22 protein-coding genes and 1 pseudogene are annotated in these 20,171 nt (G+C 63.6%); 12 read left to right on the forward strand and 11 right to left on the reverse strand.

Translation table 11 applies throughout. The annotated features are described in order from the left end of the window. Window positions 1-40 precede the first annotated feature (40 nt). Window positions 41-355 carry a DUF4383 domain-containing protein gene (locus HCA61_RS03875; RefSeq protein WP_169686884.1) on the forward strand — a complete coding sequence of 105 codons (315 nt, stop codon included), beginning with the start codon at window positions 41-43 and terminating at the stop codon, window positions 353-355. 9 nt (window positions 356-364) lie between these two features. On the opposite strand, the gene HCA61_RS03880 is transcribed toward HCA61_RS03875, so the two are convergent. The 3 genes from HCA61_RS03880 to HCA61_RS03890 form a co-directional block, all read right to left on the reverse strand. After that, on the reverse strand, window positions 365-1,882 hold the full coding sequence (locus HCA61_RS03880; RefSeq protein ID WP_169686885.1) for a catalase: 1,518 nt from the start codon (window positions 1,880-1,882) through the stop codon (window positions 365-367). Window positions 1,883-1,957: 75 nt separating this feature from the next. Beyond that, window positions 1,958-2,437 carry a YetF domain-containing protein gene (locus tag HCA61_RS03885; protein WP_240958975.1) on the reverse strand — a complete coding sequence of 160 codons (480 nt, stop codon included), beginning with the start codon at window positions 2,435-2,437 and terminating at the stop codon, window positions 1,958-1,960. Further along, window positions 2,437-2,967 (reverse strand): hypothetical protein, encoded by a 531-nt coding sequence (locus HCA61_RS03890; protein ID WP_169686886.1) that lies wholly within the window; start codon window positions 2,965-2,967, stop codon window positions 2,437-2,439. The genes HCA61_RS03885 and HCA61_RS03890 overlap by 1 nt, the downstream gene beginning before the upstream one ends. A 115-nt stretch (window positions 2,968-3,082) precedes the next feature. On the opposite strand from HCA61_RS03890, the gene HCA61_RS03895 reads away from it, so the two are divergent. The 3 genes from HCA61_RS03895 (at window position 3,083) to HCA61_RS03905 (ending at window position 5,149) form a co-directional block, all read left to right on the forward strand. Then, window positions 3,083-3,352: a Rho termination factor N-terminal domain-containing protein gene (locus tag HCA61_RS03895; protein WP_169686887.1), complete on the forward strand. Its 270-nt coding sequence runs from the start codon at window positions 3,083-3,085 to the stop codon at window positions 3,350-3,352. 83 nt (window positions 3,353-3,435) lie between these two features. Then, window positions 3,436-4,092 carry a superoxide dismutase family protein gene (locus tag HCA61_RS03900; protein WP_169686888.1) on the forward strand — a complete coding sequence of 219 codons (657 nt, stop codon included), beginning with the start codon at window positions 3,436-3,438 and terminating at the stop codon, window positions 4,090-4,092. Window positions 4,093-4,591: 499 nt separating this feature from the next. Then, window positions 4,592-5,149 carry a DUF2231 domain-containing protein gene (locus HCA61_RS03905; RefSeq protein ID WP_169686889.1) on the forward strand — a complete coding sequence of 186 codons (558 nt, stop codon included), beginning with the start codon at window positions 4,592-4,594 and terminating at the stop codon, window positions 5,147-5,149. A gap of 45 nt (window positions 5,150-5,194) precedes the next feature. Here the strand turns inward: HCA61_RS03905 and HCA61_RS03910 are convergent. Continuing rightward, a pseudogene (locus tag HCA61_RS03910) lies at window positions 5,195-6,377 on the reverse strand (zinc-dependent alcohol dehydrogenase). 190 nt (window positions 6,378-6,567) lie between these two features. Here HCA61_RS03910 and HCA61_RS03915 point away from each other — a divergent pair. The 3 genes from HCA61_RS03915 to HCA61_RS03925 all read left to right on the forward strand — a co-directional run bounded on the left by HCA61_RS03915 (window position 6,568) and on the right by HCA61_RS03925 (window position 9,319). Continuing rightward, window positions 6,568-7,137, forward strand: coding sequence for a type 1 glutamine amidotransferase domain-containing protein (locus tag HCA61_RS03915; RefSeq protein WP_169686890.1), 570 nt, complete (start codon window positions 6,568-6,570; stop codon window positions 7,135-7,137). An 18-nt stretch (window positions 7,138-7,155) separates the two neighbouring features. After that, the gene (locus HCA61_RS03920; protein WP_169686891.1) at window positions 7,156-8,565 is read left to right on the forward strand and encodes a trehalose-6-phosphate synthase; all 1,410 of its coding nucleotides are present in this window, start codon (window positions 7,156-7,158) and stop codon (window positions 8,563-8,565) included. A gap of 76 nt (window positions 8,566-8,641) precedes the next feature. Further along, a complete protein-coding gene (locus HCA61_RS03925) occupies window positions 8,642-9,319 on the forward strand; it encodes a PAS and ANTAR domain-containing protein (RefSeq protein ID WP_169686892.1) in 678 nt (225 codons plus the stop codon). 38 nt (window positions 9,320-9,357) lie between these two features. Here the strand turns inward: HCA61_RS03925 and HCA61_RS03930 are convergent, their stop codons facing one another. Continuing rightward, complete coding sequence (locus HCA61_RS03930; protein WP_169686893.1) at window positions 9,358-9,594, reverse strand: CsbD family protein; 237 nt, start codon at window positions 9,592-9,594, stop codon at window positions 9,358-9,360. A 96-nt stretch (window positions 9,595-9,690) separates the two neighbouring features. After that, the gene (locus tag HCA61_RS03935) at window positions 9,691-9,936 is read right to left on the reverse strand and encodes a DUF6480 family protein (RefSeq protein ID WP_169686894.1); all 246 of its coding nucleotides are present in this window, start codon (window positions 9,934-9,936) and stop codon (window positions 9,691-9,693) included. A 246-nt stretch (window positions 9,937-10,182) separates the two neighbouring features. Between HCA61_RS03935 and HCA61_RS26135 the strand changes: the two genes are divergently transcribed. The 3 genes from HCA61_RS26135 to HCA61_RS03950 are packed head-to-tail and all read left to right on the forward strand — an operon-like array spanning window position 10,183 to window position 12,087. Beyond that, complete coding sequence (locus HCA61_RS26135) at window positions 10,183-10,422, forward strand: hypothetical protein (protein ID WP_169686895.1); 240 nt, start codon at window positions 10,183-10,185, stop codon at window positions 10,420-10,422. A gap of 8 nt (window positions 10,423-10,430) precedes the next feature. Beyond that, window positions 10,431-10,787, forward strand: coding sequence for a hypothetical protein (locus HCA61_RS03945; protein WP_169686896.1), 357 nt, complete (start codon window positions 10,431-10,433; stop codon window positions 10,785-10,787). 46 nt (window positions 10,788-10,833) lie between these two features. After that, window positions 10,834-12,087, forward strand: coding sequence for a glycosyltransferase (locus HCA61_RS03950; RefSeq protein WP_169686897.1), 1,254 nt, complete (start codon window positions 10,834-10,836; stop codon window positions 12,085-12,087). A 128-nt stretch (window positions 12,088-12,215) separates the two neighbouring features. On the opposite strand, the gene HCA61_RS03955 is transcribed toward HCA61_RS03950, so the two are convergent. Next, complete coding sequence (locus HCA61_RS03955; RefSeq protein ID WP_169686898.1) at window positions 12,216-12,641, reverse strand: STAS domain-containing protein; 426 nt, start codon at window positions 12,639-12,641, stop codon at window positions 12,216-12,218. Window positions 12,642-12,938: 297 nt separating this feature from the next. Here HCA61_RS03955 and HCA61_RS03960 point away from each other — a divergent pair, with 297 nt between their 5' ends. Continuing rightward, window positions 12,939-13,373, forward strand: coding sequence for an ATP-binding protein (locus HCA61_RS03960; RefSeq protein ID WP_169686899.1), 435 nt, complete (start codon window positions 12,939-12,941; stop codon window positions 13,371-13,373). Next, window positions 13,370-14,152, forward strand: a complete 783-nt coding sequence (locus tag HCA61_RS03965) for a SigB/SigF/SigG family RNA polymerase sigma factor (protein ID WP_169686900.1) — start codon at window positions 13,370-13,372, stop codon at window positions 14,150-14,152. Before HCA61_RS03960 ends, HCA61_RS03965 begins: the two co-directional genes overlap by 4 nt. 25 nt (window positions 14,153-14,177) lie before the next feature. Here HCA61_RS03965 and HCA61_RS03970 read toward each other — a convergent pair whose 3' ends face one another. The 4 genes from HCA61_RS03970 to aceA all read right to left on the reverse strand — a co-directional run bounded on the left by HCA61_RS03970 (window position 14,178) and on the right by aceA (window position 19,994). Then, a complete protein-coding gene (locus tag HCA61_RS03970) occupies window positions 14,178-15,245 on the reverse strand; it encodes an NAD(P)-dependent alcohol dehydrogenase (RefSeq protein ID WP_169686901.1) in 1,068 nt (355 codons plus the stop codon). A 52-nt stretch (window positions 15,246-15,297) separates the two neighbouring features. Further along, the gene (gene metE, locus HCA61_RS03975) at window positions 15,298-17,592 is read right to left on the reverse strand and encodes a 5-methyltetrahydropteroyltriglutamate--homocysteine S-methyltransferase (RefSeq protein WP_169686902.1); all 2,295 of its coding nucleotides are present in this window, start codon (window positions 17,590-17,592) and stop codon (window positions 15,298-15,300) included. Between the two features lie 49 nt (window positions 17,593-17,641). Then, window positions 17,642-18,538 carry a 3-hydroxybutyryl-CoA dehydrogenase gene (locus tag HCA61_RS03980; protein WP_169686903.1) on the reverse strand — a complete coding sequence of 299 codons (897 nt, stop codon included), beginning with the start codon at window positions 18,536-18,538 and terminating at the stop codon, window positions 17,642-17,644. 166 nt (window positions 18,539-18,704) lie between these two features. Then, window positions 18,705-19,994: an isocitrate lyase gene (gene aceA, locus HCA61_RS03985; RefSeq protein WP_169686904.1), complete on the reverse strand. Its 1,290-nt coding sequence runs from the start codon at window positions 19,992-19,994 to the stop codon at window positions 18,705-18,707. Window positions 19,995-20,171 lie beyond the last annotated feature (177 nt).

The following is a 20,171-nucleotide window of genomic DNA, read 5'->3' on the forward strand; positions in this document are numbered from 1 at the left end:
GTGGGGTTGATCCGTATCTCGCCCTGCAGGCGGGGTTGCTGTGAACCGCTGGACTCAACTCAGCCTGACACGCAGGGGGTTGACGTCCAACTACGGCACGATCATGCACGTGGGCGCTGCCTCGCAGGCCCATCTGCTCGGATTGTTCCAGGTTTCCGCTGTGCACAACGTCGTGCACCTCGTGTTCGGCACAGCCGGTCTACTGGCGGCCCACCGACTGGTCTTGTCCGCATCTACCTCCTCCTGGGAGGAGGCGCGTCATGGTGCTCTGGGCGGTCTACCCCGGAGGTGGCACTCGGCCACTCCTGCCGGGGAGCGTGCCCCGCAGAAGGTGGCCTCGCCCGAGTGGGGGTAGCAGACCGGATCAGGCTTTCTCCTGTGCGCTGCTCCGCGCGGGGTTCGCTTGTTGCCCTGCCTTCGGGTCCTTCGCCGTCTTCTTCTCGGAGACACCGCTGACGATCCGGTCGCCGAGGGGCTTGTCGATGTTGCGCCAGTACTCGAACGCCCGCTCGAGAACGGGTTCGGTGACACCATTGAGAAGATGCCCGACGACGTTGTCCACCAACCGATCCCGGGCTTCATCGTCGAGAACTTCCCGAACCATCGTTCCGGCCTGGCCCCAGTCGTCATCCTCGCTGTGCAGCGCGTAGGGTGCGCGCACCATATCGCCCGAGCTCTGCCATGTGGCGGTCTCTCCGACCTGCGACGGATCCGCGTGGGGCCCGCCCTTGGAATTCGGAACGTAAACCGGGTCACCGGGATTGTGGTGCCGCATGTTTCCGTCCTTCGAATAGGACCGGACGGGGACATGCGGTTTGTTGACCGGCAGTTCCTTGTAGTTGGCGCCGATACGATACCGGTGGGCATCGGGATACGAGAACAACCGTCCGAGGAGCATCTTGTCCGGACTCGGGCCGATGCCGGGAACCAGGTTGCTCGGCTCGAACGCGGCCTGCTCGATCTCGCAGTGGTAATCGGTGGGATTACGATCGAGCGTCATCGTGCCGACCGAGATCAAGGAATAGTCGCCGTGTGGCCACACCTTCGTCAGGTCGAACGGGTTGAAGCGGTAGTTGTCCGCATCCTCGAACGGCATGATCTGCATATTCAAGGTCCAACTCGGGTACTCGCCCGCTTCGATGTGTTCCCACAGGTCACGCGTGTGATAGTCCGTATCCATCGATGCCATCTGGTCGGCCTCGTGCTGGGTGAAGTACTCGATTCCCTGGTCGGTCTTGAAATGGTACTTCACCCAGAATTTCTTGCCCTCGGCGTTCACCCACATGTAGGTGTGGCTCGAGTAGCCGTTCATATGGCGCCACGTGCGCGGAATACCGCGGTCACCCATCAGCCAGGTGACCTGGTGTGCCGACTCAGGAGAGAGCGTCCAAAAGTCCCATTGCATGTCGTGGTCGCGCAGATTGTTGTCGGCGCGGCGCTTCTGGGACCGGATGAAATCCTGAAACTTCATCGGGTCACGCATGAAGAAGATCGGGGTGTTGTTGCCGACCATGTCGTAGTTGCCCTGGTCGGTGTAGAACTTGATCGCGAAACCGCGCGGGTCGCGCCACGTGTCGGGGCTGCCGCGTTCCCCGGCAACGGTCGAGAACCTGATAAGCAGGTCGGTCTTCTTACCGGGCTGGAACAGATCTGCCTTCGTGTAGGCGGAGACGTCCTCGGTGACCTCGAATCGCCCGTAGGCACCGCCACCTTTCGCGTGAGGTTGGCGCTCCGCGACGCGCTCGCGGTTGAACTGGGCCATCTTTTCGATCAGGTAGTGGTCCTGGAGCAGGACGGGTCCATCGGTACCGATGGTCAGCGAATGCTCGTCACTCGTAACCGGAATACCGGCGTCGTCGGTCGTGAAGTTGGGATCCGTCATCGTGGCCTCCTTCAGCAGACAGTGTCTGACATCGGGTACCCATGCGTGCCACGGCCAAACGGCCACCGGCCACGGTCAAATGATGTCCGGATGTGCCGACTCGTCGGCCCCTCCCTCGGCCCGGGTGAAGAACGATACGCGTCCATTGGTCTCGAGGACAGCGAGTTCGATCTCGTCGAAACGCCGAATACCTTTCTGACGTGCACTGCTCATCAGATCGTCGAGCGACATCCGTTCGGTACGCAGTCGGTGCAAGTCGGGGACTCCGTCGCGGACGATGATGACAGGAATTCCGTGCGTGACACCCCGCATGCGGGGAAACCGGGAATTGATCCATGACAGTCCCATGGTGAGCAAGGCGAACACGCCGACCGTCAGGACAGCCGCAGTGACGGAGTAATCCTGCTGCGTGACTCCCTGCTGGATGAGATCTCCCATCGCGATGTAGAGGATCAGCTGGAAGGTACTCAGTTCGCCCACCGTCGACCGCCCGACGATCCGCGTGACCACCCACAGGAACAGAAAGAGAACCGCCGCGCGGACGATGATCTCCATCAGGGCACCACCCACGTCTTGAAATCCACAGTGACCACATCGATTCCGTTCTCGTGCACGGATACCGAACCCGATGCTCCTCTCTGGCTGGACGGTTGGATATACGCGTCGAACCCAAGTGAGAGCGTGTCACCGGGAGGCGGGTCGAGGGTCATATAGATGCGGTCGGCATCGGAGGTCTCCGCCGACGGTTCAGGCGTCCACCCCTGACTTTCGAAGATATCGAAATAGTCGGAATCGACGGCGATCACCACAGGCTCGGTGAATCCCCCTGGTTTCCGGACCGTCAGATTCCAAGGGACGTCCAGTCCGGGTCGCGCGATCCGCGGATATTCGAGGTGGAGTTCGTATCCACCGCCGGATGCGTGGGTGGTCGCGCTGTACACGCCCAATCTGCCGGTGAGACCGACCAGGACGATCACGGCAAGGAGCACGACCGCACCTCGTCGAATCCAGGCGACGGTCGGCGAACGTGCAAAAGTACCGACATCGTCCAGTACCGAGTCGGGGATTCGATCGGCAGTGCCCACCGTCCGAATCTCCCACGATCAGGACGCACGCGCCGGACTTCGTGAGAAATGCGGACCCGGGTTTTACGGTGAAGCCGCCGGGTATGCGTGGAGGTGACCAACGAGGAGGACTGTCATGCCGGAAAAGGGCTCTGATCCGCATCTGAAGGATCAGGAGTTGTACGAGGAACTGCGCGACGAAGGTGACTCCAAGGAGAAGGCCGCACGTATCTCCAATGCCGCGGCGAACGAAGGACGCTCGTCGGTCGGACACAAGGGTGGCAAGGCCACCGATTACGAGGAACGGACGGTCCCCGAGTTGAAGGAACGTGCCAAGGAAATCGGTGTCACCGGATACTCGAAGATGACAAAGGACGAGCTCATCGACGCTCTGAGGAATCACTGACGTTCGCCGGAAGCTCGGTCCGAAATGCACACCTGGTGACGAATCCAGGGTTCGTTCCTGTGCGCCGCGGGTACGCGACATTCATGAACACACGACACACCACCATGATCGCGGCGGTGTCACTGGCCGCTCTCGTCGCCGCCGGCTGCAGCGACGACGAAGCGACTACCGACGATGCCACCGTCGAAACACCACCCCTCACCACCGCCGAGACGACCACCGACGACATACCCACCCCGGCGCCCGGGATGGCCGGCGCCTTCCAGACACCCGGAGAGTCCGTAGGCGACGACGACGACGATGCCTTCACCTACGACGAAGCCGCCGTGCCAGTCGGCTCGGTGGTGAGGGTCGACTCCGAGGACGAGGACGGCCGCACGACGATCACTCTCGACGCGACGGGTCTGGCACCGAACCGCGACTTCGGCGTGCACGTGCACACTCGGCCGTGCGGGCCGCAACCATCCGACTCGGGTCCGCACTACCAGAACGACCTCGACCCCGCGGCAACCCCGGACGCGCCGTCGACGGACCCGGCCTACGCGAACCCACAGAATGAGATCTGGCTCGATATCACGACCGACGAGAACGGCGCCGCCCAGGCGTCGACGACCGTCGACTGGGAGTTTCGCGACGATGAGGCCAACTCCGTGGTCCTTCACGCACAGCACACCATGACTGGACCGGGTGAGGCCGGAATGGCCGGTGACCGCCTGGCGTGCATCGACACCGATTTCTAGACTTCCGGAAATTCTGAACTTCCGGTGTGAGCGAACGCTTCGCCGTGGCCGTCCCCTGACGGTACCGTCTGCGCTGACGTGCGGTTGTTCGACCTCCGGTCTTCGGTCGAAGTTCACCGGAGACCGAATAACACTGCACGCCAGTGGTAACGGCGACCAGCGAACCGGGTGACACCATCGAGTGACACCGCAGTCGCGCAGCGTCGAGTATTCGGTCAGTTCTCGTTTTGCGTACGCGGGAGGAATTCCTGGCCTCGGTCTTGATACCGGTCTTGATGAACCCCCAGACGCAACCGTTCGAGTAGGTAGTCTGCGACATTCTGACCGGCCATCGAACCCTCCTCAGCGCAATAAACGCGTGCGCGCGATTGTCAGCGGAGCACAGCACGTGCAGCGACTGCCTCTCCAGCTACCCGGCTGACAGTGTCCGAAACCGGATCGGGCGAACAATCGCCATTGCCGGGTGTTTCGAACCGTTCATCCGAGGTACTCGCGACCCATGACGGGATTGTTCTCGACACTCGAATCCGCCACAGCACTCGATCGACCCTCGACGGCCGTCCGAGATGTTGTCCGACGTATTACCGCAGGCGTACCGGGTGATCTGTTGCGCGGTGACGTGGCTCCGGGCCATCCACTGCACCCCGCACTGGTTGCCATCCCGATCGGTGCCTGGTCGTGTGCGCCGCTGTTCGACTTCGTCTTCCGCAAACCGGAGACCGCACGGCAGCTCATCGGGGTCGGGCTGGTCGCAGCTCTGCCGTCCGCGCTCACCGGCTGGGCCGACTTCGCCGAATGCGACCTACAGCAACGACGGGTCGGGATGGTTCATGCTGCGGTCAACGGAACCGGCATCGCCCTGATGGGCCTTTCCTACCTGGGGCGACGGCGAGGCGACCGTCCCGCTGCGGTAGCAGCGAGCACGGTCGCAGCCGTAATGATCGGCTTCGGCGGCACCCTCGGCGGGCACCTCGCGTTCGCGCTGGGTGCTCGGGTGGAGCGCCGAACCCAGCAGCCTCCGGCCGATGGGCCGGCGTTCGATCCGGTCCTGGCATAGATCGCGGGCGATCGCCCCCACGGGGCCTTGCGTCCGGTCGGTCGGTCAAGGCGTGAAGACGACCTTCACCGCGCCGTCCTGCTTTCGCTGGAAGATGTCGTATGCATGGGGTGCCTCTGCCAATGACAACCGGTGGGTGGCGAACGCATCCACTCCGAGTGGGTCGTCGTCGGTGAGAAGAGGCAATATCCGGGGCACCCAGTGCAACACATTGGCCTGGCCCATGCGAAGCCGAATCTGCTTGTCGAACATGGTCAGCATCGGCATCGGATCGCTCATTCCGCCGTATACACCGGACAGAGATATGGTTCCTCCGCGGCGCACCACGTCGATCGCGGTGTACAGCGCATTCAGCCGGTCGACTCCCATCCGCTCCATCATCGGGGCGGCAATGGCCGACGGAAGGTAGCCGGTGGCCGTCTGCGCCAACTTGGCGACGGGTGAGCCATGAGCTTCCATACCTACTGCGTCGATGACCGAATCGGTGCCCCGGCCATCGGTGCGGTCCCGGATGAGATCTGCGAGTCCGGAACCGACGTCACCGAGATCGATGACGTCCATGCCTCTAGCGGCGGAGCGTGCAAGCCGTTCCGGCACGAGGTCGACGCCGATGACCCGAGCGCCACGGTGCATCGCGATACGACCTGCCATATCGCCGATCGGGCCGAGTCCGAGCACGGTGACCGTGCCGCCCTCCGGGATCTCGGCGTATTCGACGGCCTGCCATGCGGTCGGAAGTACGTCGGAGAGATACACGAATCGATCGTCGGCGGGGCCGTCCGGGACTTTGATGTGGGTCGTGTCGGCGTGGGGAACGCGCAGATACTGCGCTTGCCCGCCGGGAATACTGCCGTACAGCTTCGAGTATCCGAACAACGCGGCCCCGCTTCCCTGCTCACGCACCTGGGTGGTCTCGCACTGCGAGTAAAGACCGTGATCGCACATGAAACACCCCCCCGCACGAGATCTGGAAGGGGATGACCACCCGGTCGCCGGGCGCCAGTTTCGTGACGGCAGAGCCCACCTCTTCCACGATGCCCATGGGCTCATGACCGAGGATGTCGCCGGGAGTCATGAACGCACCGAGCACTTCGTACAGGTGCAGATCGGAGCCACACAGATTGGTGGTCGTGACCTTGATGACAGCGTCGGTCGGCTCTTCGATTCGCGGGTCGGGGACGGTGTCGACACTCACGTGACGTCGTCCCTGCCATGTCACTGCTTTCATCGTTCCTCCGCTCGTCGATTGGTGCACACCGGCGTACCCGCAGTCCGGGAAGGCAAACGGACTGGGCAGCAGAAGAATCCGGTCAGCTGTTCGGGCCGACCCGGCACCGACTCACGCGCGGGTGTCACGTTTGCTCACCAGCTGGCAGCGGGTATGCGGAAACCATCGACTTCGAAGAAGGGTGACCATCATGGACACAGCACAGCCTGGACGTCTGACCGGCCGGACCATCGCCATCCTCGCGACCGACGGCGTCGAAGAAGTGGAGCTCGTCGAGCCCCGGCGCGCGGTTGAGCGGGAGGGTGCCACAGTGCGGTTGCTGTCGCTGGAGAGCGGGGAGATCCAGGCGATGGAGAAGGATGTGCACGCCGCGGGCAAGTACTCGGTGGACCAGCTTGTGGCAGACGCGTCGGTGGACGACTTCGACGGTCTCCTCCTACCCGGTGGTACAACCAATCCCGACCACCTCCGTCAAGACGCAAAGGCGGTCGCATTCGTCCGTGATTTCGTCACCTCGGGCCGACCCGTCGGCGTCATCTGCCACGGTCCGTGGACGCTCGTCGAAGCCGACGTCGTGCGTGATCGGACGTTGACGTCGTATCCGAGCGTCCGCACCGACATCCGGAACGCGGGTGGCACGGTGGTGGACGAGGAAGTGGTCATCGACAAGAACCTGGTGTCCAGCCGTAACCCTGCAGATCTGCCCGCGTTCTGCTCGGCAGTGATCGACGTCTTCGCCGATCGGCAGCCGGCCGGGTGAGGGGCCGGAGCAACAAGCATGAGAGGAGCAAGGCCGAGCGATTTCGTCGTGGTGGCGAACCGCCTTCCCGTCGATCTCGTCGAGCAGTCCGACGACGGTCCCGCGCGATGGCAGCGCAGTCCCGGTGGACTCGTCACGGCTCTCGAGCCGGTCCTCCGCTCCGTCGAAGGCTCGTGGGTGGGATGGACGGGCACCGCCGGTGTAGCACTCGATCCGTTCATCGAAGACGGACTGGCCCTCCATCCGGTGCCCCTGGATGAACACGAGGTCGCCGAATACTACGAGGGGTTTGCCAACTCGACGCTCTGGCCGCTCTATCACGATGCCCTGGTTGCCCCGACCTTCCGCCGGGAATGGTGGCATACCTACCAGGAAGTCAACCGCCGCTTTGCCCGAGCCGCCTCGCTGGCCGCCGCACAGGGTGCCACCGTGTGGGTCCACGACTATCAGCTCCAACTCGTTCCCCATATGCTCCGCGAGTTGCGGCCGGATGTCAGGATCGGTTTCTTCTTGCACATTCCGTTCCCACCGCCAGAACTGTTCCTGCAACTGCCGTGGCGAAAGGCGATCGTGGAGGGCCTGCTCGGCGCCGACCTCGTCGGATTCCACCTTCCGGGAGGCGCCGAGAACTTCCGGTACCTCGCACGACGACTTTCCGCGCCGTCCAGCACCCATCTGTCCGCGGGCGGCCGCATCGACCTCGGTACACGGAGTGTGCGCGTAGGCGCCTATCCGATCTCCATCGACTCGGCGCGGCTGCGCGACTCCTCCACCGAGCCGAACACCGTGCTGCGCGCCGAACAGATCCGGGCGGAACTCGGTGATCCCGAGATCTTTCTGCTGGGCGTGGATCGGCTCGACTACACCAAGGGCATCGAGCTGCGTGTCGAGGGCTTGCGGGAGTTGTTCGTGGAGGGAGAACTCGATCCCGAAAAGACTGTGATGGTGCAACTCGCCACCCCCAGCCGCGAGCGTCTCGAAGCCTATGCCTCGTTGCGCGACGACGTCGAGCGGGAAGTGGGCCGGATCAACGGCGAGTTCGGTCGTCTGCGCGGCCCTGTCGTGCACTACATCCATCGTCCGGTCGCACGGGACGACCTCGTTGCGATGTACACCGGCGCCGACGTAATGCTCGTGACACCGCTGCGCGACGGCATGAACCTCGTCGCGAAAGAGTACGTGGCCTGCCACGGAGATGGTAAAGGTGCACTTGTTCTCAGCGAATTCGCCGGGGCCGCGGCAGAATTGCGCCGCGCTTTGCTGGTGAATCCCCACGATCTCGAGGACGTGAAGAACGCGATACTCACCGCCGTCCGATTCGACGATCCCGGGTTGACTCGGCGTATGCGCGCGATGCACGACCAGGTCATGAAGCACGATGTCGCCCGGTGGGCGCGCACCTTCCTCGACGATCTGCAGACGGCATAGCCCACCACGGCGCGTCGCGCCCCGTATGCACCTTCCGGTGAACCATCCCGGTATGGGGTGACGCATAATCTGACCTATGAAGGAAAGTGTCTCTACTTCCGACACGGCTGCCGTAGCGCGCCGCTTCGAGGGCACCCAGTCCCCGCATGTCGGAAGCTTCCGTTACCTGCTCGCCGACGACACGTGGGAGTGGTCCGACGCGGTGGCGGCGATGCACGGCTACGTACCGGGCACAGTTCATCCCACCACCGCATTGCTGCTGCATCACAAGCATCCCGACGACAAGAAGAAACTCGCAGAGCTGCTCCAGGCGGTCCGGACCACGGGCGAACCGTTCAGCAGTAAACATCGCATCATCGATACCGCTGGCAACGTCAAGAGCGTGGCGGTGATCGGCGACCGGCTGTTGGACAGAGATGGCATCATACTCGGCACCAGCGGGTTCTATCTCGATCTTTCCGAAGCCATCGAGGAAGATATCCGGGAAGGCGTGGATGTGGCTGTGTCGGCCCTCGCCGGCGCCCGCGCCGTGATCGAACAGGCCAAGGGGATCTTGATGGTGGTGTACGCCGTGTCCGCCGAACGCGCCTTCGAGGTACTCGCCTGGCGTTCCCAGGAGACCAATGTCAAGGTGCGAGCGCTTGCGGAACAACTGGTCGCCGAGGCAGCAGGCGGTTCCGGCGCACAGCCGATCGCGCGCACCGAATTCGACCATCTCCTGATGACACTGCACGACCGAGTGCCCGAGGCCTGATCCAGACCTCGGGCACCCCCCGACAATTACGGTGCGAGCTACTGCTGTGACCGCTGCCGCGCTTCGTCCGCCTCGGCTTCGGCGCGGGCCTTCTCTGCCTCGGCTTCCTTCTTGGCTACTTCCCGCTGGCTTTCTGCCTTGTCCTGCTGGGCGCGCCCCTCGCGAGCGAGGTCGTCGTTTCCGACCAGAGCCCCGGCGGCTTCCTTGGCCTTACCCTTCACTCCTTCGACTGCACCTTTGATGCCCTCGCTGGGGCCGCTCTTGTCATCAGTCATTGCGATTGATCCCTTCTCGTGTGGATTCAACTGCTGTTGATTCACCTGTTCGGGCCGTGTCTTCCGTTCCACCGGCCATGCAGTGCCACCACTCCTTCAGAGCAGCAGTCCGATGATCAGAGCCACGAAGATCAGAACGATCACCACGACCGCAGCCATCGTGAGCCACCCGGTGGGTGGAAACCTGAAGCTCGTACGTGGTTCCGGCGCAGACAGACCCGAGGTGCCCGACGACTCGGGCGGTGTCGACCCAGGGCGCACGCCACCGCCTCCATCCAGATCGGGCGTGCTGTCGGGGCTCGGATCGGTATTGCCGTGCGGTTCAGGATCGGAGACGCTCATGTGCCCTCCTCTGGTCGTTTCCGCATCGTGTCGGACGAGTACCCGAACTGGCTGCCGCAACCCTCGGATCGCGGATTCTGTCGGCCGGACCTATACCGGATGCCCGATGTCGGCTGTTCCAAACCATCGTTCGGGGGGGGGCGACCCGGGTTCCTCTGTGTGAAACCCGGGATTCCCCCGGGTTTGCTCAGCGACGAAGCGGGGCATCCGGTGGGGGACGGAAGTTCACACGAAAGGAGCTTCGGCATGCCTACGTGCGACACATGCGGCAACGACTACGACAAAACCTTCACGGTCACTCGAGAGAACGTGACCGGCACATATGACAGTTTCGAGTGCGCAGCGGTCGCGATGGCGCCCGAGTGCGCCCACTGTCATTGCAGAATCCTAGGACACGGAGTAGAGGCGAACGGCGTGATGTTCTGCTGCGCCCATTGTGCCCGTCAGGTCGGTCAGGACCAGCTCACCGACCGCGTCGGAAGTTGACCTTCGGTATGAGCCAGGATGTGGAGAAACGCTGGCGCGACCCGAAGGCCTTCCGAAGCGCCGTTCGGTATGCGGCTGCTGTGATCGTGATCGCCCTACTGATCATGTTCGGAGTGATCGTATGGTCCGCTGTGTCAGGTGACAGCTGCGCGGACGCAGAGTTTGCCGTGTGCACCGATCCCGCCCGCCAGATCCTCATGTTCGGCCCTGTTGTCGTGCTCCTTCTGGGGGGGCTCGGTGCCTTCGTACGCACCTATCAGGTGTGGAAGGCCGGCGGCAGGTGGCCTATCTGGCACGGAACCGGTTGGGCGCTCTTCGTTCTGATGGTGATGTACGCCGGCATCTCGGCGACGGCAGCGACGTAGTCCGACTTTCGAACAAGCTGCGCCTCGTCGCCCAGGAAGGAAGCCGATGCACATCTCCATGGTGTCGGAAGATGCGAGTCCGCTCACTGCACTCGACGATGCCGATGTCGATGGACGACACGTCCACATCGCCGAACTGTCTTCTGCGTTGGCTCGCGCAGGGCACCGAGTGGTGGTCTACACCCGCCGCGACAGCACCGACCTTCCCGAGCGAGTGCGCACCGAAGCGAACTACGAGGTAGTGCATGTTCCGGCGGGTCCGCCCGAGCCACTCGGGAAGGACGAACTACTTCCCTTCACGGGTGAGTTCGGTTCGTTCCTCCGGAAGGAATGGTCACGTGAACTTCCCGACATCGCACATGCCCATTTCTGGATCTCGGGAATCGCGGCACAGTTGGCAGCGAGAGAACTGGGAGTTCCCACCGTACAGACCTTCCACGCACTGGGAATAGTCGAACGCAGACATCAGAACGGCCGGCATCGGAGCACCGGGGATGCCGGCCGGGCGGATCGGATCCGGCTGGAGAAACTCGTCGCCCATGGGGCCACCAGAGTATTGGCAGCCTGCTCCGACGAAGTAACCGAACTCGCTCGCATGGGGCTTCCTCGCACTCGTACGTCCGTCATTCCTTGCGGCGTCGATGTGAGACGATTCGAACCCGACGGGCCCACGCTCCTCCCCCGCCGAACGAAGTACCGCATCGTCACGGTCGGAAAGCTCTTGCCTCGAATGGGTTTCGACATCACGATCGAAGCATTGCGGGCACTTCCCGAGACCGAACTCGTGGTGGCCGGGGGCTCTGCGGGCGGCGACCTGTCCGACGACCCGGAAGCAGCACGGCTTGCCGACGTCGCACGGCGGTGCGGCATAGCTGACCGCGTGCGAATACCCGGCCGGATCGCGCCCTCCCAGGTACCCGCCCTGTTGCGTTCGGCGGACATCGTCGTGAGCAACCCCTGGTACGAGGCGTTGGGCGTTGTGCCTCTCGAAGCGATGGCGTGTGGACGACCCGTGATCGCGGCGGCAGCAGGCAGCGTGCTCGATATCGTGGTCGACGGTATTACGGGCATTCTCGTACCACCCCGACTTCCCGAGGCACTCGCGAAGGCCGCACGGCGGCTACTCGGCGATCCGACGACGCGCGACACCTACGGGATTGCGGGCCGCGACCGCGCCGTCGCACGGTACTCGTGGGATCGCGTCGCAGCCGACACGGCGCGGGTGTACGAGCGGATTCTGCCTGTGCCGTGCGAAGAATCCCCGCGCGAAGAATCCCTCAGCGGCATGAAAAAGAAATAGCGTGCCGGACGCTTATCATCGCAACAGTATCGGCGTAGAAAAACCGTTGCCGTGCAAGCCTCCACCCTGCACGGCAACGGTGTCGCGACACACTGACCACTACAGTCTGCCGCGCTCTTCAGGTGGCATCAGGCGGCGAAACTCAGCGATCTCATGGCACTTTCGAGAGAGAGATGCTGAGAGATCCGCTTGTCGGGGTCGGCGATACGCAGCAGTCGCTGAACCGGTCTCCCGCCAACGAGCGCCCAACGTGCGCCGCTCTGACGGCTTACCTCATCGAGTTCACGGAACACCGTCAAGCCCGCCGTTCCGTAGAACCCCACTTCGGACAGATCCAGGATCATCCGCTGCGAGGAGCGAAGCTGTCTACAGGCGTAGTCACTCAGTGCAGAAGCGTTACGGAGGTCGATCTCTCCGGTGACGCCCAAACGAACCAAGGCCGAACTGATCTGTTGCGCGCGAAATTGTGCACCGACGGCCCAGCTGATCGCGGCAAGGCTCGGAACGGCGCGAATGGTGTGGCTCGGCTCGATATGGCTTTCTGTAGCAGTCATTGCACTTCCCAACGTCTGAGAAATTTCAAAGGCGCTACAGGCGCGGCAGCAGCAACAGTTCGCCCGCCGGAATACCACCCATAAGCGGCACCTTCGACTTCAGGCTGTGTGCTCAACCGGACTCAACACTAGTGCAGTTGCGCCCGGCACTCAACTGGATCACTCATCTCCAACCCGCAGCGGAGCAGCGTCGGAGGGCGGTGTTTCGAGAACTCACAGGCTGGGTAGTCTTCCCCTCGAAGAAACTGGAAGAGGACACCCAGCACCGCTACATGCAGTCACGGAGAACAGGCACTCATGGCGAAATCCGCGTCGGTAGATTCGGCACACAAAGATGCTTCACCCACAGTCGAGCTGCGGGTGAAGGCCGATGCCGACCAGCTTTCGGTGCTGCGCGCTGTCGCAGCAGCGATCGCCTTGCAACACGACCTCGATCTCGACACCGTCGAGGACGTCAAACTCGCGGTCGACGAGGCAGCAACACGGTTGATCGTGAATTCTGTTGAGCTGTCGACCCTTCTGTGCAGCTTCCAGGTTTCGCCGACCGGAGTGAAGATCAGCTTGTCGGCCCCCACCCGCCCGGACGCTCCTACCCGGCAGCCCCGCTCGTTCGGATGGCATGTTCTCAACTCGCTCACCGATTCAGTGTCCGTATCGTCGGGCGTCGACGAGCGCGGCGACACAGTGAGCACTATCGAGATGGCCATCTCCGACCGTAGCGCGGCTCGGTGAAAGAGAAGAACCGACGGTCGAATGACGATTACGCCGATGTCTTCGACGATCTGAAAGGGCTCTCTGTTCTCGGCGAGAAGGACGCGGCACGATCCGTGATCCGCGAACGCGTCGTCGAACGCTGCCTCCCACTCGCAGAACACATCGCGCGGCGTTTCGACGGGCGCGGTGAGTCGTTCGAAGACCTGCTGCAGGTCGCGCGTCTCGGGCTGGTCAACGCGGTCGACAGGTTCGATCCAGAGCGCGGCGCCGACTTCGTGTCGTTCGCGGTGCCCACGATCATGGGTGAGGTCCGGCGGCACTTCCGCGACACCGCGTGGGCGGTGCGGGTTCCCCGCCGCATGAAGGAACTGCACCTGTCACTGAGTCACGCCACCGCAGATCTGTCGCAGCGTCTCGGACGCGCGCCCTCAGCGAGCGAGCTCGCGCAGGAGTTGGGCATCGACCAGGAGGAAGTGCTCCAGGGGCTCGTCGCCGGCAATGCCTATACGACGATCTCTGTGGATCGCTCGTCGTCTCAGACCGACGACGGTCTCACTCTGGCCGAAACACTCGGCGAGTACGACACGGCCCTCGACGAGGTCGAGAACAACGAAGCTCTGCGCCCGTTGCTCGACGCGCTACCGGAACGCGAACGCTCCATCGTCATGCTGCGATTCTTCGGAAACATGACGCAGACGCAGATCGCCGAGCGAGTCGGAGTGTCCCAGATGCACGTCTCCCGTCTACTGGCGAAAACTCTCGCGCAGCTGCGGGATCAGCTCGGCGACAACTTCTGAGCCGAGCCGATCCCTCCGCCCCGGCTCAGAAGGTCGCGGCATCGATGACGAATCGGTACCGCACGTCGCTCGCCACGACCCGGTCGTAGGCCTCGGCGATGCGGTCGGCAGAGATCAGCTCGATCTCTGCGGCAATGCCGTGCGCTGCACAGAACTCGAGCATCTCCTGGGTGGACGCAATCCCTCCGACGTTCGATCCTGCGATCGCCCGGTCGTTGTTGCCGAGTGAGAATGCCCGCAGCGACAGTGGATTCTCGGGTAGCCCCAGTTCGACGAGAACACCATGCAGCGACAGCAGCGACAGGTACCGGTCCAGGTCGAGGTTCACCGACACGGTGTTGAGGATCAGGTCGAACTTGCCGCGAAGTTCCTTGAAGATCTCCGGGTCGGTGGTTGCGCGATAGTCGACGGCGCCGAAGCGCAGGCCATCCTCTTTCTTCGCCGAGGAATGGCTGAGCACGGTCACCTCCGCCCCCATCGCAGCGGCGATCTTGACACCGACGTGCCCCAGCCCGCCCATCCCGATGATCGCGACCTTGGTGCCGGGACCTGCGTTCCAGCGCTTCAACGGTGAGTACAACGTGATACCTGCACACAGCAACGGTGTCGCTGCAGCAGGATCGAGCCCGTCCGGCACCTTCAGTACGAAGTGTTCCGTGACGACGATGTGTGTCGAGTAGCCGCCCTGGGTGACCTGGCCGTCGCGGCCGACGGAGTTGTACGTCGCGGTGACTCGCTCGAGGCAATGCTGTTCGAATCCGGTCACGCACGGATCGCACTCACCACACGAATCGACGAAGCATCCCACGCCGACCCGGTCGCCGACGACGTGCTTCATGACGTCGTCGCCGGTCGCCGCGACGCGCCCGACGATCTCGTGTCCGGGCACAACCGGATACTTGGTACCGCCCCATTCGTTGCGGGCCACATGGATGTCCGAGTGGCAGATACCGGCGAATTCGATCTCGATCAGAACGTCACGCGGACCCAGCGGACGGCGCTCGATCGTGGTCTTCGTCAAGGGAGCATCTGCAGCGGTGGCAGCGAACGCCGTCGCGGTGATGGCCGGAACAGGAACAGCAGACTCATTCATGTTCCTATACCTACTCCCCGACGAGTGACCGCTCGCCCGCGGGTGCACGGCGTCAGAGTCGTTCCAAGGATTCCGCCGTGGCTACGGCCCGGCGACGCAACCGACGCGCCGCTGCGACGAGGTTGCGCAGCGATGGCTCGACCTGCCAGCTCCGCCGGGATTTGAGTCCACCGTCCGGGTTCGCCCACAGCCGGTCGAGGTCGACGGATTCAGCTGCTTCGGTCAGCAACTCGTCGAGTTCGTCGATGTCGGGAATGCGCGCCGAACGCGACTCGTAGACGCCCGGCCCGACGCCGTGCGTCAGGGCCCGATCCCCGAGCGCCCCGAGCACCCAGCTGATCGACCTGGTCGCGACGATCGCGGTGACATCGGCATCGAGCCGTTCGATGGCGTCGACCACCGACTTCTGACCCGAATAAGTCAGGTGTGTGTGGATCTGGGTCTCGGGCCCGGCCCCACCGGTCGCGAGGCGGAACGCATCGACGGCCCAGTCGAGGTACTCGGCTCGCCCGTCCTGCCGCAACGGCAGCAATTCACGGATCGCCGGTTCGTCGACCTGGATGATCGCGATCCCCGCCTTCTCCAGATCGGAGATTTCGTCCCGGATCGCGAGTGCCAGCTGGTCCGCCGTCTCATGACGCGGCTGGTCTACCCGGACATAGGACCGCGCCAGCATCGTGACGGGTCCGGTGATGATGCCCTTGACCGGTTTTTCGGTGAGGGACTGCGCGAATGCGGTCCACTCCATTGTCATCGGTCTCGGCCGCACGATGTCGCCGTACAGGATCGGCGGGCGTGTGCAGCGCGACCCGTAGGACTGCACCCATCCGAAATGGGTGGTCGCGAAGCCTTCCAGCCGTTCGGCGAAGTACTGCACCATGTCATTGCGCTCGTGTTCGCCGTGCACGAGAACGTCGAGGCCGATGTCCTCCTGCAACCGGATCGTCGACTCGATCTCGGCCTCGATGAGCGCGGCGTATTCCGCGTAGGACAGGCGTCCCTGGCCGAGCTCGTACCGCGCCGTGCGTGCCTCCGCGCTCTGGGGGAACGACCCGAGTGTGGTTGTGGGGACGGGTGGAAGTGTCAAACGCTTCTGCTGGGCGACACGACGTTCCTCGTAGGGCGCGCGGACGCGATGCTCGGCGGTGAGCGCGTTGAGTCGGGCCCGCACGGCGTGCCGCTGCTTGAAATGCACCGAAACGGGCGGCCTGCGCCACTTCTCCTCGGCTCCGCTGGTGAGAGCCTTCGCAAGCGAGACGACCTCACCGACCTTCTGTTTCGCGAACGCCAGCCGATCGGCGACGTCGCCGGGAATGTCGTACTCGACCAGGAGGTCGTACGGCACGTGCAGCAACGAGGAGGATGTGGAGACGACGAGATCCGGGGCGACCGCGGCGAGCGACTGCAGATAGTCGAGGGTATGGCGCCGATCGACCTTCCACACATTGCGTCCGTCGACGACGCCTGCGTAGATCCGCTTGCGTTTCAGGCCCGGCACGGCGGCGAGCTCGTCGGGAGTCATCCGGCCGTTGACGAGGTCCAGGCCGAGTGCCTCGACCTTCGACGCCGCGAGGATCGGCAGTGCCGCACCGAAATGGCCGTACGGCCCGGTCACGAGGATGCGAGGGCGCAGCGGTGCGTGTGAGAGCACGTGGTAGGCCCGTTTCAGGGCAGCGAGTTCGTCGGCAGTGCGGTCCTCGGTGAACGACGGCTCGTCGAGTTGCACACAGGTGGCACCGCGCTTCGCAAGTTGCTCGAAGAGTCGCTTGTACTGTTCGAGTAGCGGATCGAGGAGCGCGAGTGTCGAGAACCCGCCCTGTTCGGACGTCGGCGCAACCTTCGACAGCAGCAGCAGCGACACGGGACCGAGTACGACGGGCCGCAGTTCGACGCCCTCGGACATCGCCCGATCGAACTCGTCGAGCAATGCGTCCGAGTTCAATCGAAATGTGGTGTGTTCGTCGAGTTCAGGCTGACGATAGTGGTAGTTGCTCCCGAACCAGCGGACGAGTTCGAGGGGCGGGAAGTCTGCGCGGCCCCGGCACATCATGAAGTAGAAGTCGAGCGGGTCGAGTTCGTCGACGAGCGGGCGGAACCGTTCCGGAACCGCACCGAACAGCAGTGCATTGTCGAGCACGTGGTCGTAGAAGGAGAACGTGTTGCCGGGGACCTGCGTCAACCCGGTAGCGGACAGTTCACGCCACAGGTTCTCCTGTAGCTCACGGCCGATCTCGAGGATCTCCTTGCGGGTGCCCTCGCCGTGCCAGTAGGAGTCGAGAGCACGCTTGAGTTCGCGACGGGGTCCGATACGCGGGTACCCGAGAATACTCGAGCCGTGGCCTGCCATGCCGGAATCGACCTCTCCCTCAATACCTATCGCGGTAGGTGTTGCCTGCCTAACCGGCTTTCTTGGTCGCGCGGCCGTTCTCGGCGTACTCGTAGAATCCGGCGCCCGACTTCTTGCCGACGAGCCCCGCCTCGACCATACGGAGAAGCAGCGGAGGTGCCGAGTAGAGGGGCTCCTTGAATTCGTCGTACATGGAGTCCGCGATCGATTTGACGGTGTCGAGCCCGACGAGGTCGGTCAGTTCGAGAGGTCCCATCGGGTGGGCACAACCGAGCACCATCGCTTTGTCGACGTCCTCTTTGGTGGCGAAACCGGATTCGACCATCCGGACCGCCGAGAGAAGGTACGGCACGAGCAGGGCGTTCGCGATGAATCCTGCCCGATCGGACGACCGGACGACCTGCTTGCCGAGGATGTCGCCTGCGAAGGCCTCCGCGCGTCCGGATACCGCGCGGCTGGTTTTGAGGGTGGTCACGACTTCCACGAGGGGAAGTACCGGGACCGGGTTGAAGAAGTGCATCCCGATGACGCGTTCGGGTGCCGTTGTCGCAATTCCGAGCTTCATGATCGGGATCGACGACGTGTTGGAAGCGAGCACGGCGTGGGGGTCGGTGACGACTTTGTCGAGCTCGGCGAAGATCTCGGCCTTGACCTTCTCGTCCTCCACGACCGCTTCCACCACGAGCTGCCGATCTGCGAAGTCCTCGAGGTCCGAGGTGAAACGAAGCCGCCATGCGGACTGCTCCCGCTCGCGCTCAGTGATCTTCCCGGTACTCACACCGCGGTCGAGCGACCGGAGGATCCGCGCGCGTCCGGCCGCCGCGAGCTCGCGAGTCTGCTCGAACACCAGCACGTCCACATGAGCCCGCGCACACACCTCAGCGATACCCGAGCCCATGATGCCGGCGCCGATCACACCGACGCGCTGAATCTTTTCGCTGGTCACGTCGAATCTCCTCAACTACCTGTGCTCGGCGACTACGGATTGGGCGAGTACACGGGTAACTCACCGGGTACGGCCGAATGCCCCGGATTCGGGACAGGCGGCCCGCAATGCTGATTGCGGGCCGCCTGGCTGGTTCGCTGAAGCCCCGGAGAGGCTGTGCGAGCTCCTAGTGGAACTGACCTTCTTCGGTGGAGCCCTTCAGGGCAGCCGTGGAGGTGTTCGGATCGACCGTGGTGGCGATCGAGTCGAAGTAGCCTGCGCCGACCTCACGCTGGTGCTTGATGGCGGTGAAGCCTCGCTCCTCTGCAGCCTTGAACTCGCGCTCCTGCAGGTCGACGAAGGCGGTCATGCCTTCACGGGCGTAGCCGTGGGCCAGGTCGAACATGCCGTAGTTGAGCGAGTGGAAGCCGGCGAGGGTGATGAACTGGAACTTGAAGCCCATCGCGCCGAGCTCCTTCTGGAACTTCGCGATGGTCGCGTCGTCCAGGTGAGCCTTCCAGTTGAAGGACGGCGAGCAGTTGTACGCCAGCAGCTGGTCGGGGAACTCGCTGCGGACTGCCTCGGCGAACTTCTTGGCGACCTCGAGATCCGGCACACCGGTCTCCATCCAGATGAGATCGGAGTACGGTGCGTATGCCTTGGCGCGGGCGATGCACGGCTCGATGCCGTTCTTGACGCCGTAGAAGCCCTCGGCCGTGCGGGTGCCGTCGAGGAACTCGCGGTCGCGCTCGTCGACGTCGGAGGTGAGCAGCGTGGCAGCCTCGGCGTCGGTGCGGGCGATGACGACCGTCGGGACGTCTGCGACGTCGGCGGCAAGGCGCGCCGAGGTCAGGGTGCGGATGTGCTGCTGGGTCGGGATGAGCACCTTGCCACCGAGGTGACCGCACTTCTTCTCCGACGCGAGCTGATCTTCCCAGTGCGAACCGGCGACGCCGGCCGCGATCATGGCCTTCTGCAGCTCGTAGACGTTGAGCGCGCCACCGAAGCCTGCCTCACCGTCGGCGACGATCGGAGCGAGCCAGTTGTCGACCGAGGTGTCACCTTCGACCTTGGCGATCTCGTCGGCGCGCAGCAGCGCGTTGTTGATGCGGCGAACGACCTGCGGCACCGAGTTCGCCGGGTACAGCGACTGGTCCGGGTAGGTGTGGCCGGACAGGTTGGCGTCGCCCGCGACCTGCCAGCCGGACAGGTAGATGGCCTTCAAGCCTGCGCGAACCTGCTGAACGGCCTGGTTGCCGGTGAGTGCGCCCAGCGAGTTGATGTAATCCTCGTTGTTCACGAGGTCCCACAGGATCTCCGAACCACGACGGGCGAGGGTGGCTTCCTCGACGACGGTGCCCTGCAGCTTGACGACCTGCTCGGCCGTGTAGTTGCGGGTGATCCCCTTCCAGCGGGGGTTCGTGTCCCAGTCCTTCTGGATTTCTTCAGCGGTCCTCGGGGTGCCGGTGGTCGACATCAAAGCTCCACTCTCTAGATCTACTCCGCTCGGCGTTCAGGCAGTACATTCGTACTACTTCACATCCTTTGCGGCCCATTCGGATGTACATGAAGACAATGACACACCAGAAAACACCCCGCTACCTGTTGCTAATGCCAATCTCGGCAATTTTCGCCTGCCGCTTTGCAAAGATTG

It is taken from the genome of Rhodococcus sp. HNM0563 (assembly GCF_012726195.1).
GTDB lineage: Bacteria > Actinomycetota > Actinomycetes > Mycobacteriales > Mycobacteriaceae > Rhodococcus.

Bases quoted from the DNA above. Each gene is read 5' to 3' on its own strand.
- HCA61_RS03880 (WP_169686885.1), bottom strand. From the start codon at position 1,882: ATGACGGATCCCAACTTCACGACCGACGACGCCGGTATTCCGGTTACG.
- HCA61_RS03885 (WP_240958975.1), bottom strand. From the start codon at position 2,437: ATGGAGATCATCGTCCGCGCGGCGGTTCTCTTTCTGTTCCTGTGGGTG.
- HCA61_RS03895 (WP_169686887.1), top strand. From the start codon at position 3,083: ATGCCGGAAAAGGGCTCTGATCCGCATCTGAAGGATCAGGAGTTGTAC.
- HCA61_RS03900 (WP_169686888.1), top strand. From the start codon at position 3,436: ATGAACACACGACACACCACCATGATCGCGGCGGTGTCACTGGCCGCT.
- HCA61_RS03905 (WP_169686889.1), top strand. From the start codon at position 4,592: ATGACGGGATTGTTCTCGACACTCGAATCCGCCACAGCACTCGATCGA.
- HCA61_RS03915 (WP_169686890.1), top strand. From the start codon at position 6,568: ATGGACACAGCACAGCCTGGACGTCTGACCGGCCGGACCATCGCCATC.
- HCA61_RS03920 (WP_169686891.1), top strand. From the start codon at position 7,156: ATGAGAGGAGCAAGGCCGAGCGATTTCGTCGTGGTGGCGAACCGCCTT.
- HCA61_RS03925 (WP_169686892.1), top strand. From the start codon at position 8,642: ATGAAGGAAAGTGTCTCTACTTCCGACACGGCTGCCGTAGCGCGCCGC.
- HCA61_RS03930 (WP_169686893.1), bottom strand. From the start codon at position 9,594: ATGACTGATGACAAGAGCGGCCCCAGCGAGGGCATCAAAGGTGCAGTC.
- HCA61_RS03935 (WP_169686894.1), bottom strand. From the start codon at position 9,936: ATGAGCGTCTCCGATCCTGAACCGCACGGCAATACCGATCCGAGCCCC.
- HCA61_RS26135 (WP_169686895.1), top strand. From the start codon at position 10,183: ATGCCTACGTGCGACACATGCGGCAACGACTACGACAAAACCTTCACG.
- HCA61_RS03945 (WP_169686896.1), top strand. From the start codon at position 10,431: ATGAGCCAGGATGTGGAGAAACGCTGGCGCGACCCGAAGGCCTTCCGA.
- HCA61_RS03950 (WP_169686897.1), top strand. From the start codon at position 10,834: ATGCACATCTCCATGGTGTCGGAAGATGCGAGTCCGCTCACTGCACTC.
- HCA61_RS03955 (WP_169686898.1), bottom strand. From the start codon at position 12,641: ATGACTGCTACAGAAAGCCATATCGAGCCGAGCCACACCATTCGCGCC.
- HCA61_RS03960 (WP_169686899.1), top strand. From the start codon at position 12,939: ATGGCGAAATCCGCGTCGGTAGATTCGGCACACAAAGATGCTTCACCC.
- HCA61_RS03970 (WP_169686901.1), bottom strand. From the start codon at position 15,245: ATGAATGAGTCTGCTGTTCCTGTTCCGGCCATCACCGCGACGGCGTTC.
- metE (WP_169686902.1), bottom strand. From the start codon at position 17,592: ATGGCAGGCCACGGCTCGAGTATTCTCGGGTACCCGCGTATCGGACCC.
- aceA (WP_169686904.1), bottom strand. From the start codon at position 19,994: ATGTCGACCACCGGCACCCCGAGGACCGCTGAAGAAATCCAGAAGGAC.